The sequence below is a fragment of the Bacillus sp. PPSBB_2 genome, from assembly GCF_045291115.1.
GTDB classification, from domain to species: Bacteria; Bacillota; Bacilli; order Bacillales; family Bacillaceae_G; genus Bacillus_A; species Bacillus_A cereus.
On sequence record NZ_CP147983.1, the window covers coordinates 5,605,742 to 5,618,250 of the forward strand.

Below are 12,509 nucleotides of genomic sequence, written 5' to 3' on the forward strand. Positions count from 1 at the left end.
TAGGGAGCAATTTTCTTTTATATTTACACTTTAAAAGTATTATCGTCCTTTTTTAAAGAGCCCAAAAATGATTCTACATGGACGATAATGAAAAGTCAAGAACTACAGTTCTTCCTCTTCTTCTTCTTCAGTTTCATCATACTCAAGTTCTTCTTCAGCGAAGTCGTCGTCATCTTCGTCTAAATCATCAAGATCGTCGTCATCTCCGTCTTCTTCTTCAAGAACCTTGTCCAAATCTTCTACATCGTCTTCATCTTCACTTACGTCTGCATCGTCGAAGTCATCTTCGTCTTCTTCAATGTAGTCGTCAAAACCGTCTTCTTCAACTTTACGTTTCTTCTTCGGTTTTGGTTGAGGCAAGATTTCTTCATCAATTTGCTCATATGGGTACCAGCTGCGTAGTCCCCAACGATTTTCTCCTAAATTAATGAAACGTCCATCGATGTTTAAGTCTGTATAAAATTGTGCGATTTTCGCATTAACTTGCTCTTGAGATAGTCCCAGCACTTGAGCGATTTCTTGAACCAACTCGTTGAATGTCGTTGCTTGTTTTTTATCCCCTAAAACGCTATGTACAACTTCAATCATTGAACATTCTTTTAGCTCTTCTGGTGAATATTGCTTAAAATCCACTTATGCGGCACTTCCTTTCATCAAATATAACCTTATATATAACGGCCTGCTTAAAAAAATCCATACTATTCATTATAAACAAAAGTCGCACAAATATGCTACAAAAAAAACGGGAAACTTTTATAGGGTAGTAAAATTATAATTTGTCTGTTCCTTATTTCGGAAGCATATGGGCCCCTTGCAATACATACCTAATTTGCATTTCTGTATATTCTTCGAGCGTATACAGTTTTTGCAGCGCCCAGCGTCTAAATCCCCACATCTGTCCTTGTATAAAAATATTATGCGCAAGAAGCTGTATTTCTTTTTTATTTAATGTAAATGTTCCATTTTCCGTACACTGTTCTAAAATATTCTCGAACATTCCTACCATTTGAAACTCCTTTTCTAATACATACGGAAGTGATTCTTTCGGTAAAAAGCGTACCTCTTGATACATTATCAATACTTCTTCCTGTAATTCGTCCATCACTTTAAAGTAATTCGTTATTGCTATCTTTAAACTTTCTATACTCCCTTTTTCTGTACACACTACTTCCTCTAATCTTTCTTTTACATGTTCATATATACTATCACAAACTAAATATAAAACATCATCTTTGGTACGAATGTACTCATAAAGTGTCCCTATACTAAACCCAGCCGCTTTTGCAATCTCTCTCGTTGTTGTACGCGGAAATCCTTTTTGTTTAAACAGTTGCACCGCACCTTTAATCATTTGTTCACGTCTTAACGCAACTAATTTTTCATCTTTCACCGATGCATGCACATTATGTTTAACCATTCCCTTCACCTCTCTCTATTATTTTTCGGAAGGAAAAAGCGTAGGAAAATACCTACGCTTTCGTTCCTACTTCGTTAACATACGAGAAATTACAAGCCTCTGAATCTCTTGTGTTCCTTCATATATTTGTGTAATCTTTGCATCTCGCATATAACGCTCTACTGGATAATCTTTCGTATAACCGTAACCACCAAATACTTGCACCGCTTCAGTCGTCACCTTCATCGCTGCATCGCCTGCAAATACTTTTGACATCGCTGATTCTTTTCCATACGGAAGCCCTTCTGATTCAAGCCAAGCCGCTTGATATGTTAAAAGGCGTGCTGCTTCTACATCTGTTGCCATATCCGCAAGTTTAAAGCCAATCCCTTGCTGCGCCGCAATTGGTTTTCCAAACTGATGGCGCTCCCTTGCATATTCTACAGAAGCATCTAAAGCTCCTTGTGCAATCCCAACAGCTTGCGCCGCAATACCGTTACGACCTCCATCTAATGTTTGCATCGCAACTTTAAACCCTTGCCCCTCTCCTCCAAGTAGATTCTCTACAGGAATACGGCAATCTTCAAACATAATTTCAGTCGTTGGTGAAGAGCGAATCCCTAGCTTGCTCTCCTTCTTCCCAACTGAAAATCCCGGTGTATCACTTTCTACAATAAATGCACTCGTACCGCGCTGCTTCGATTCAGGATCAGTTAGCGCAAAAACAACATAAATATCAGCAATACCGCCATTTGTAATGAAAATTTTTGATCCATTTAAAATATAATGATCGCCATCTCTCTTTGCGATTGTCTTCATTCCACCAGCATCCGATCCAGATCCTGGTTCCGTTAAGCCGTATGCACCAATTTTCTTCCCTTCAGCCATCGGCCGTAAAAACTTTTGCTTTTGCTCTTCCGTCCCAAATTTAAAAATTGGCCATCCCGCAAGTGAAGTATGCGCAGACAGTGTTACACCTGTTGAAGCACAAACGCGAGATAATTCTTCAATAGCGATTACGTATGCTAAGTAATCGCTTCCAATTCCACCGTACTCTTCAGGCCATGGAATACCAGTTAAACCAAGCTCTGCCATTTGATCAAATAACTCTCGATCAAATCGCTCTTCTTCATCACGCTCAGCTGCTGTTGGTGCCACTTCATTTTTAGCAAAATCTCGAACCATTTTTCTTATCATTTCATGTTCTTCTGATAGTTTAAAATGCATCTCCGTCTCCCCCTCGCCCTTTTATAAAGCACGGCTAATAACAAGTTTCTGTATTTCACTTGTTCCTTCATATATTTGCGTAATTTTCGCATCACGGAAAAATCGTTCTACTGGATAGTCTTTCGTATAACCGTAACCACCAAATACTTGCACCGCCTCAATCGCGACTTCAACCGCTGTCTTAGAAGCAAATAATTTCGCAATAGATGCTTCTTTACCGCATGGTAATCCTTGTGCCCTAAGAGATGCCGCTCTATATACGAGTAACCTTGCTGCCTCGACACTTGTTGCCATATCTGCAAGCTTGAAGCCAATCCCTTGCTGCGCCGCAATTGGCTTCCCGAATTGCTCTCTTTCTTTTGCATAATCAATTGCACAGCCAAGCGCCGCTTCAGCAATTCCTAAAGCCTGCGCACCGATTCCAATTCGCCCAACATCTAAATTCGCCATCGCCACTTTGAATCCTTGTCCTTCTTCCCCAAGTAAATTCTCAGCTGGCACTTTCATATCTTCAAAAGTAAGTTGTACTGTACGAGAACCGAGAAGTCCCATCTTATGTTCATCTTTTCCAATGATTAAACCAGGTGTATCTTTCTCTACTATAAATGCAGAAATACCACTTTTTCCTGCCTCTGGATTTGTAGAAGCGAATACAATGTATGTACTTGCTTCACCACCATTTGTAATAAACACTTTCGATCCATTAATAATATAATGATCACCTTTTTTCACAGCTCTTGATTTCAAACTCCCTGCATCTGATCCTGCATTTGGCTCTGTTAAAGCAAATGCACCTAAATATTCCCCGGTTGCAAGTTTAGAAACATATTTTTTCTTCTGTTCTTCTGTTCCGAAATATAAAATCGGATTCATTCCAACTGACGTATGTACAGCTAAAATTACACCAACTGTTGCACTTACCTTTGAGATTTCCTCAATTGCTAGAATGTAAGATATAAAGTCCATTTCTGCCCCACCGTATTTTGCAGGCGCTGGAATACCCATTAATCCAAGCTCACCCATCTTTTGCAAAATCTCTTTCGGGAACACCCCTTGTTCCATACTAGGAACAAAGGGAGCTATTTCCTTCTGTGCAAAATCCCGAACCATTTTCCTCATCATTTGCTGCTCTTCATTAAAACGAAAGTTCATATATTCCGCCTCCATTTGCTATATATCCTTTAAATAATTTGGTAAGACCACTATGTTGTAACAAAGGGGGCATTTATTCGTAAACGTAGAATCCACGACCTGTTTTACGCCCTAACCATCCTGCATTCACATACTTACGTAATAACGGACATGGGCGATATTTACTATCTCCTAATCCTTCATGCAACACTTCCATAATGTATAAACACGTATCTAAACCGATAAAATCGGCGAGTGTCAAAGGCCCCATCGGATGGTTCATACCAAGCTTCATGACTTCATCAATTGCTTCTTTCGTCGCTACACCTTCATATAACGTATAAATTGCTTCGTTAATCATCGGTAGCAAAATGCGATTTGATACAAAACCTGGGAAATCATTCACTTCAACTGGTACTTTCCCAATTTTTTTCGTAATATCTTCAATTGCTTCATATACCGCATCATCGGTAGCCAAACCACGAATAATTTCAACAAGCTTCATAACTGGAACTGGATTCATAAAGTGCATACCGATTACTTTTTCCGGACGCTTCGTTACCGCTGCAATTTCTGTAATTGGCAGAGATGACGTATTCGTCGCTAAAATTGCGTGTTCTGGAGCAATTTCATCTAGATTCGCAAAGATTTTCTTTTTAATATCCATTTTCTCAACAGCTGCTTCAATAATAAGATCCGCTTCTTTCACACAATCTAAATCAAGCGTTACTGTAAGACGATTTAATGTCGCTTCCTTCTCTTCTTCCTTCATGCGTCCTTTTTCTACTTGGCGCGCTAAGTTTTTCGTAATGATAGCCATTCCTCTATCTAATTGCTCTTGCTTTAAATCTTGTACCTTCACGTCATATCCTGCCATTGCACATACTTGTGCAATTCCTGATCCCATTTGCCCTGCACCAATTACAACAATGTTTTGTACACCCATTTTTTCTTCCCCCTTAATTGTTAATAAATTTTATACCCTCGAACTTTAATTAGTGGACTTCAATCATCACTGCGTCCCCTTGACCGCCACCGCTACAAATCGAAGCAATTCCAATTCCGCCGCCGCGCTGCTTAAGTGCATGGATTAGTGTAACGATAATGCGCGCTCCGCTTGCTCCAATTGGATGTCCCATCGCTACCGCGCCGCCATTTACATTCAATTTTTCCGGATCAATTCCTGCGATTTCTGTACTTGCAATTGCTACCGCTGCAAATGCTTCATTAATCTCGAATAAATCGATGTCTTCAATTTTCTTGCCTGTTTTTTCAAGCAATGCGTTAATTGCATAACCTGGCGTTCTTGGGAAATCTTTAGATTCCACTGCAATTGCTGTATGCGCCAAAATTGTCGCTAATGGCTTTCTTCCTTCTTGCTTCGCTCTGTCTTCGCTCATTAATACAAGTGCGGCACCACCATCATTTAGTCCCGGCGCATTACCAGCTGTCACCGTCGCTGTCTTATCAAATACAGGTTTTAACTTTGCTAACTTTTCAATCGTTGTATCTTCACGTGGCGCCTCATCCTTTGCAACGACAATAGGATCGCCTTTTCTTTGCGGAATCGTTACTGGCACGATTTCCTCTTCAAAACGCCCTTCTTTATGCGCTGAAACCGCACGCTGATGGCTACGATATGCCCATTCATCTTGCGCTTCGCGAGAAATTCCATCTTCCTTCGCAACTTCTCCGCCATAAACGCCCATGTGTGTACCTGAAAATGCACATGTTAAACCGTCAGCAACGTTTAAATCAACAACTTCGTTATTGCCCATTCTGTATCCCCATCTTGCTCCGCGTAAAATGTAAGGACTGTTACTCATCGACTCCATACCGCCAGCTACAATTAGTGATTGATCGCCAGTACGAATAATCTGATCCGCCAACGTAACCGCACGAAGTCCTGATGCACAAACTTTATTCACTGTTTCCGTCTGCACTTCCCATGGGATTCCAGCAGCCCTTGCAGCTTGGCGCGATGGAATTTGCCCCTGTCCACCTTGAATAACCGTTCCAAATATAACTTCTTCAACATCACTAGCCGCAACATTTGCTCTTTCAAGCGCTGCTTTAATTGCAATTCCTCCAAGTTCCGCCGCTTTTACATCTTTTAAAGATCCTCCAAATTTTCCAACTGGTGTTCTTGCAGCACTTAAAATAACTGTTTTACTCATGTTTCTTTCCCCCATTTCATTTTTTAACACTGAGCGCTCGCTCGGTATCCCTACGTTGAGAAGAGGTGCAATCATTGCACCTCTTTCTAAAGTTGTATACATTCTTACAAACTACATCGCTTCTTTTTTCTGTCCGATAACAGATCGTTCTAAAATCTCTGTCACATCAAGAGTTTGAACCTTCTCTTCTACCTCTTTCGCTTTCGTTCCATCACTGATCATCGTTAAGCAATATGGACAACCTGTACCGATAATGGATGGCTGTACAGCTAATGCTTGTTCTGTACGAGCAACGTTAATACGTGAACCTGTTGTTTCTTCCATCCACATTAAGCCACCACCTGCGCCACAGCACATTCCCGTTTCACGGTTACGTGCCATTTCTACAAGATTCACTCCAGGAATCGCTTTCAAAATGTCACGTGGCGCTTCATACACTTCGTTGTATCTTCCTAAATAACAGGAATCATGGTACGTAACTGTTTCTTCAATAGCGTGAACAGGCTTTAAGCGCCCTTCTTTCACCCACTGAGCTAACAATTCTGTATGATGATAGACTTCTGCTTGCAAGCCAAAGTCCGGATACTCATTTTTAAATGTGTTATAAGCATGAGGATCAATCGTAACGATTTTCTTCACTCCTGCCTTTTCAAATTCTTCGATATTCTTTGTCGCCATCTCTTGGAATACAAATTCATTTCCAAGGCGGCGTGGTGTATCTCCAGAATTCTTTTCTTTATTACCGAGAATTGCGAATGAAATGCCTGCTTCGTTCATTAACTTCGCAAACGATATCGCAATCTTCTGACTACGATTGTCGTATGATCCCATTGAACCAACCCAGAATAAATACTCGAATTCCTCCCCAGCTTTTGATTTTTCTTTTACAGTTGGAACTGTTACTTCGTCATCACCTTGGCGCCATGTTTCACGCTCTTTACGGTTCAGCCCCCACGGATTTCCTTGACGCTCGATATTTGTCATCGCGCGTTGTGCTTCCGCGTCCATTTTTCCTTCAGTCAGAACGAGATATCGACGTAAGTCAATAATTTTGTCAACATGCTCATTCATAACTGGGCATTGATCTTCACAGTTACGGCACGTTGTACATGCCCAGATCTCTTCTTCTGTAATAACATCTCCGATTAAACTCGGATCGTAAGCGAGCGTTGTAGACGCTGATTCTTGTTGCCCTTTTCCAGCTGCCATCATCGCTAACTGATTTCCTTGTGTATTATTGAAGGCAACTACTGGAACCCACGGTGCTTTTGATGTTACCGCAGCTCCTTTATCAGTTAAATGATCGCGAAGTTTTAAAATTAAGTCCATCGGTGATAACATTTTTCCTGTTCCTGTTGCCGGACACATATTTGTACAACGGCCACACTCTACACAAGCGTATAAGTCAATAAGTTGATTTTGTCTAAAGTCTTCAATTTTACCAACACCAAATGTTTCTTGCGTTTCATCTTCAAAATCAATCTTTTCAAGCTTCCCTGGGTTTGAAAGACGACCGAAGAATACATTAGCTGGTCCTGCAATTAAATGCGCATGTTTTGATTGTGGAACATACACTAAAAACGTTAACAAAATTAGTAAATGCACCCACCAAGAAAAATAGAACACTGAAATGGCTACGGTTTCATTTATCCCGCTAAAAACGTAAGCGATTGCAGAAGCAATTGGTTCACTCCATGAAAGCTCCTCGCCATGCCATATAAGTCCCATACCGTTACCAAGTAGCACAGAAATCATTAAACCACCGATAAAAATAAGAACAAGACCTGATTTGAAGTTACGTTTTAAACGAACAAGCTTTTCTACATAACGTCTATGAAAAGCCCAAAATACTGCAATTAAAATAACAAGTGTGACAATTTCCTGGAAGAATGTAAATGCAGGGTATAGTGGTCCAAGTGGAAGATGTGATCCTGGTGCGAGTCCTTTCCAAACGAAGTCAATTGCTCCAAATTGGACAAGAATAAATCCGTAAAAGAACATAACGTGAATGATGCCGCTTTTCTTATCTTTCAGCAGCTTTTTCTGACCGAAAACATTGACCTTAAGGAGATCCCAACGCTCTTTAAAACGACGGTCAAATTCAATCTTTTTCCCTAACTGTATGTAGGCCATTCTCGTCCGTATAAGATATACAAACAAATATCCTGCATAAGCAATAACAGCAATGGCAGCCAGCCAATTAATGATCAGTAAGCTATTCATTTTTATGCTACCCCTCTCTTTGTAAGCCTTCTTTCTTTTTTGAATCTTCAAAAATATATAATTTTCTGAATTATATCCCCTATCCCCATTATATAATGAGTGAGCATTCAGTCAACAGTTTTTTGTTATAGAACAACACATTTTTTCATAAAGCTGTTTATTTCGGTGAAACTATAAAGTGAAACTTTAATCAGCAGGGGTGGTTCATCCCCCGCTGATTATTAGTTGAACCAATCGGGCTTTTACGGGCAGTTGATTTCCAAACTAGCTTCTGCTTATTCATCAATTTTTGAAATAGGAAGCTTACTGCCCGTTAAAGCGGGATAAAGTGACACTTTAACCAGTACAAGATCTATCCTCTAAAGAAATTTATAATAACAGCCGTGCTACCCGTATCATTTGTAACACACTGAAGGTGAAAAGAATGCGAAGGAGGGAATTCACTAATGCTCTACTTATCTCTTTTGTTAATATCCGTTGCTCTTTGGATTACAATTGACCTTTCATACGGGAGACTTCTTCATTTAAAACGAGTAAGCTCTCGCACTTTCCCTTTACGTCAAAGTGATTTTCACCTTTATACATACGGGAAAGATTTGTATGACGCTTTATTTACTGATATAAAACAAGCACAGCATCACATTCATATTTTATTCTTCATTGTAAAAAACGATAAAATCAGTCGTGAATTTTTAAAATTGCTGATTGATAAGGCTCAGGAAGGAATTGAAGTACGACTTTTACTTGATCGATTTGGCAGCCATTCTTTATCAAACGAAGCTATTCGCTCCCTGCAAAAACATGGTGTATCTTTTTCATTTTGTCATAAGGTAAAATTTCCTCTGCCTTTCTTTTCTGCCAATCAACGAAATCATAGGAAAATTACAGTGATTGATGGGAAAACCGGCTATATCGGGGGATTTAATATCGGTGAAGAGTATCTAGGGCATAATGAATATTTAGGATTATGGCGAGACTACCATTTACGTCTTACAGGAGAAGGGGTTCAAGATTTACAAAAGCAATTTTTGCATGACTGGTTTGATGATACGAAACAAAATTTATTAGATGCTTCTCTTTATTTTCCAAAACAAAACCCAGGTACCATCCTGCATCAATTTATTCCGACTGATGGGGCTTATTTACAGCATACTTTTTTACATTTAATTAACGCGGCAAAAAAAGAAATCTGTATCGGTACACCATATTTCATTCCTGGAAAAAAAATTATGAATGCCTTATTAAAAGCAAGAGAAAGAGGGGTTCAAATCACAATTCTTGTTCCAGAAAAAGCTGATCACCCTCTTGTTCGAGAAGCCAAATTTCCGTACTGCCGAAAATTAATACAGGCTGGTTGCAATATTTATGCATTTCAACAAGGTTTTTTTCACGCCAAAATTATTATAGTAGACGATGATATTTGCGATATCGGAACAGCAAACTTTGATATGAGAAGTTTATATATTAACCATGAAATAAACTGCCTGTTATATAATAAACATTTCATTCAAACAGTAAAAAAGAAATTCCATGAAGATCTAGAGAATGCATCTGTACTTTCCTATAGCGATGTAAACCCGCCTTCTCTTATCGATAGAGGAAAGGAATGGATTGGAACAATGTTTGCTTTCTTTTTATAGGAAAGACAATGAATAAAAGAGGTGTATCTCATATGCTTATACGGTTTGGATATGTCTCACATGCAATGGCACTCTGGGACTGTTCTCCTGCCAAAACAATGACGTTTACAAGCTTTAAGAAACTCAGCAAGCAAGAGCGAGAAGACAAACTGTACCATGTTATAAGGCAAAATTTAGAGCACACAATACGTATCCTTCATTACAATATAGCGCATGAAATCCCACTATATCGCCTATCGTCTTCCATCGTCCCACTTGCAACACATCCCGAAGTCGAGTTTGACTATATTGGGGTATTCACACCACTTTGGCGTAAAATAGGGGCTTTAATTAAAGAACACAATTTACGAATAAGTTTTCATCCAAATCAATTTACGCTATTTACAAGCGACAAGCCACATATTACTACTAACGCTATTACGGATATGACTTATCATTATAAAATATTGGATGCTATAGGCATTGCAGATTCTTCTTACATTAATATTCATGTAGGTGGAGCCTATGGAAATAAAGAAAAGGCAATTGAGCGCTTCCATGAAAACATAAAAAAACTTCCTACACATATAAAAAAACAAATGACTCTTGAAAATGATGATAAAACCTATACAACCGCTGAAACTTTATCAATTTGCCAAAAAGAAAATATTCCATTTGTATTTGATTATCATCATCATATGGCCAATCTTTGCGAGGAACCACTAGAAGAGTTGCTTCCTGCAATTTTTGAAACTTGGTCACATACAAATATCTCTCCTAAAGTTCACATTTCCTCCCCGAGATCGGAAAAAGAATTTAGGGCTCATGCTGAATATATCGATTTAGAGTTTATTAAGCCTTTCTTACACATTGCAAAAAAACACAATCATAATTTCGATATTATGATTGAAAGTAAACAAAAAGACTTAGCATTATTCCAATTAACAGATGAACTTTCTGCTATAAGAGGAATTAAAAGAATAAGTGGTGCAATGTTACAGTGGTAAATTGTAACTTTGCACCATTTTTTCAAAAAAGTAATTTTTATAGTAAAAAACATCCTATTTTATATGCTATTATTTAAATTAGCATTCCCTCGAGATTCAACTTTATTGAAACGGAGTCATAATATGATTAATCAAAAAAAATATGTACAATTTGTCATAATATACATATCTATATTTGCTCTTTGGATACTCTTTATTCCAAATGAGTCGCATATAAAGGAGATTGGAATTCTTTTCTTATTCTGTTTCGCTGCACTTTTTTCTTGTCACTGTTTATATAAAGCCATTAAGAGAATGAAACGCAGTGATAAACTATTTTGGATTTTATTACTATGTACTTGCCTATGTGGATTAGTTATGGAGATAACCCTATTTCTTAGTTCACTTTCTATACATGATCAATCTATATTTTCATATAAAGCATTACCTTTTTTTATCATACAGAGGGTGTTGCAAAACTCATAAATATCCAAAAATGAATGCATAAAAAAATCCGTTTTCCTGGAAAAATGATAGTAACCGAAACTATCTCCAGAAAGGACGGATTTACTAGTATGATAACCAATTTTGATCAAAATCAATCCATTTTACAAATTTTATTTGCCTACGTAGACAGTTTAACCATTGGAGGCGTTCCGCCTATGACAGGCCGCCCACCCATCTGTAGAAAAGCTTTACTCAAATGTTTTTTTATAAAAACGGTATTCCAGATCAATTCATTACGTAAGTTAACTCGTTTTTTACATCAATATCCTTCATTTCGTGTATCTTGTGGCCTTTCGCTTGTTCCTCATATATCTACTTTTTCACGTGTAGGCACTTGGTTTCGCAACGAAGAAATTCCGTTGCTTCATAAACAAATTCTTCAAGAAAAGAATTTAGGGTTAATTCCGTGCGTTTTAATTGATAGTACAGCCTTACGGAGTAGTTTATATGATTCTCAAGCGAAATGGGGAAAATCTACTCGCTATGGTTGGTATAAGGGATATAAAACTCATGTCTGTTCTACACCAGAAGGTGTTATATTGTCGTATGCATTTACAACCGCAAATGTACATGATAGTAAAATAGCTCCTGCATTGCTTCGGGATATACAAAACCAAAATGTGTTATTTTCCGTTGCAGATGCCGCTTATGATAGTCAGCACATTCATGAAATTGCCGGAGCATGTGATATCTTTGCGATCAATCCAATTAACCCGCGTAATAGCGGACCAATCAAAAGTACACATCGTCGTGTAGTGTCTCATTTTCTACAAACTACCTTTGGCAAACAGTTGATGAAAGAGCGTGGAAAAATTGAACAACAGTTTAGTAAACTCAAAGATAAAGGGTTGGAACAGCCACGTTGGTATGGTCAAAATCGCTATCTATTGCATGTTCAGCTAGTTTTTTGATTCATAACATTGCATGTTTATTTTAGTTTTGCAACACCCTCTTGATCTTTTAACTGCTTTTTCCTCTCAATATCGGAATAAATGAGTACCTCATAAAAATGAATAATGGGAACTTGTAACTTTGCTGCAATACCTTGCAATATATCCATACTTGGGTATACCGCACCCGATTCAATTCTGCTCACTTCCGATTGATGACATATGTTCTCGGATAACTGTTTTTGTGTTAATCCTCTCAACACTCTAATTTTCTTAATTTCACTTCCTAATTTCTCTGCGTGCATACTTACTCACCATCCCATTATAACAATCTAATTTGTTAAGTTGTCATA

General features: G+C 38.4%; 9 protein-coding genes and 3 pseudogenes. 4 read left to right on the plus strand and 8 right to left on the minus strand.

Annotation, left to right across the window (positions count from 1 at the left end):
* Window positions 1–102: 102 nt before the first annotated feature.
* The 7 genes from rpoE to V6946_RS28605 form a co-directional block, all read right to left on the minus strand.
* Complete coding sequence (rpoE, locus tag V6946_RS28575) at window positions 103–633, minus strand: DNA-directed RNA polymerase subunit delta (RefSeq protein ID WP_000346280.1); 531 nt, start codon at window positions 631–633, stop codon at window positions 103–105.
* 154 nt (window positions 634–787) lie between these two features.
* Complete coding sequence (locus tag V6946_RS28580; RefSeq protein WP_000238599.1) at window positions 788–1,417, minus strand: TetR/AcrR family transcriptional regulator; 630 nt, start codon at window positions 1,415–1,417, stop codon at window positions 788–790.
* Between the two features lie 66 nt (window positions 1,418–1,483).
* Entirely contained in the window at window positions 1,484–2,623 is a 1,140-nt protein-coding gene (acdA, locus tag V6946_RS28585; protein ID WP_000545545.1) for an acyl-CoA dehydrogenase AcdA, read from the minus strand.
* A gap of 21 nt (window positions 2,624–2,644) precedes the next feature.
* Window positions 2,645–3,775, minus strand: coding sequence for an acyl-CoA dehydrogenase (locus V6946_RS28590; protein WP_001011179.1), 1,131 nt, complete (start codon window positions 3,773–3,775; stop codon window positions 2,645–2,647).
* A 73-nt stretch (window positions 3,776–3,848) separates the two neighbouring features.
* Window positions 3,849–4,700, minus strand: coding sequence for a 3-hydroxybutyryl-CoA dehydrogenase (locus tag V6946_RS28595; protein ID WP_000538880.1), 852 nt, complete (start codon window positions 4,698–4,700; stop codon window positions 3,849–3,851).
* 49 nt (window positions 4,701–4,749) lie between these two features.
* Complete coding sequence (locus V6946_RS28600; RefSeq protein WP_002025101.1) at window positions 4,750–6,033, minus strand: acetyl-CoA C-acetyltransferase; 1,284 nt, start codon at window positions 6,031–6,033, stop codon at window positions 4,750–4,752.
* Between the two features lie 9 nt (window positions 6,034–6,042).
* Window positions 6,043–8,154 (minus strand): (Fe-S)-binding protein, encoded by a 2,112-nt coding sequence (locus V6946_RS28605; RefSeq protein ID WP_001086776.1) that lies wholly within the window; start codon window positions 8,152–8,154, stop codon window positions 6,043–6,045.
* A gap of 446 nt (window positions 8,155–8,600) precedes the next feature.
* Here V6946_RS28605 and cls point away from each other — a divergent pair, with 446 nt between their 5' ends.
* From cls to V6946_RS28625, 4 genes and pseudogenes are all read left to right on the plus strand, one after another.
* Window positions 8,601–9,794 carry a cardiolipin synthase gene (cls, locus tag V6946_RS28610; RefSeq protein WP_000966423.1) on the plus strand — a complete coding sequence of 398 codons (1,194 nt, stop codon included), beginning with the start codon at window positions 8,601–8,603 and terminating at the stop codon, window positions 9,792–9,794.
* 32 nt (window positions 9,795–9,826) lie between these two features.
* The gene (gene uvsE / locus V6946_RS28615; protein ID WP_006918997.1) at window positions 9,827–10,780 is read left to right on the plus strand and encodes a UV DNA damage repair endonuclease UvsE; all 954 of its coding nucleotides are present in this window, start codon (window positions 9,827–9,829) and stop codon (window positions 10,778–10,780) included.
* Window positions 10,781–10,903: 123 nt separating this feature from the next.
* Window positions 10,904–11,233, plus strand: a pseudogene (locus V6946_RS28620) (DUF4084 domain-containing protein); the annotation flags it as partial.
* A gap of 101 nt (window positions 11,234–11,334) precedes the next feature.
* A pseudogene (locus V6946_RS28625) lies at window positions 11,335–12,203 on the plus strand (transposase).
* Window positions 12,204–12,218: 15 nt separating this feature from the next.
* On the opposite strand, the pseudogene plcR reads toward V6946_RS28625, so the two are convergent.
* Window positions 12,219–12,461, minus strand: a pseudogene (gene plcR / locus V6946_RS28630) (transcriptional regulator PlcR); the annotation flags it as partial.
* Window positions 12,462–12,509: the final 48 nt, after the last annotated feature.

Bases quoted from the DNA above. Each gene is read 5' to 3' on its own strand.
- V6946_RS28580 (WP_000238599.1), bottom strand. From the start codon at position 1,417: ATGGTTAAACATAATGTGCATGCATCGGTGAAAGATGAAAAATTAGTT.
- cls (WP_000966423.1), top strand. From the start codon at position 8,601: ATGCTCTACTTATCTCTTTTGTTAATATCCGTTGCTCTTTGGATTACA.
- V6946_RS28600 (WP_002025101.1), bottom strand. From the start codon at position 6,033: ATGTATACAACTTTAGAAAGAGGTGCAATGATTGCACCTCTTCTCAAC.
- uvsE (WP_006918997.1), top strand. From the start codon at position 9,827: ATGCTTATACGGTTTGGATATGTCTCACATGCAATGGCACTCTGGGAC.
- V6946_RS28605 (WP_001086776.1), bottom strand. From the start codon at position 8,154: ATGAATAGCTTACTGATCATTAATTGGCTGGCTGCCATTGCTGTTATT.
- acdA (WP_000545545.1), bottom strand. From the start codon at position 2,623: ATGCATTTTAAACTATCAGAAGAACATGAAATGATAAGAAAAATGGTT.
- V6946_RS28595 (WP_000538880.1), bottom strand. From the start codon at position 4,700: ATGGGTGTACAAAACATTGTTGTAATTGGTGCAGGGCAAATGGGATCA.
- V6946_RS28590 (WP_001011179.1), bottom strand. From the start codon at position 3,775: ATGAACTTTCGTTTTAATGAAGAGCAGCAAATGATGAGGAAAATGGTT.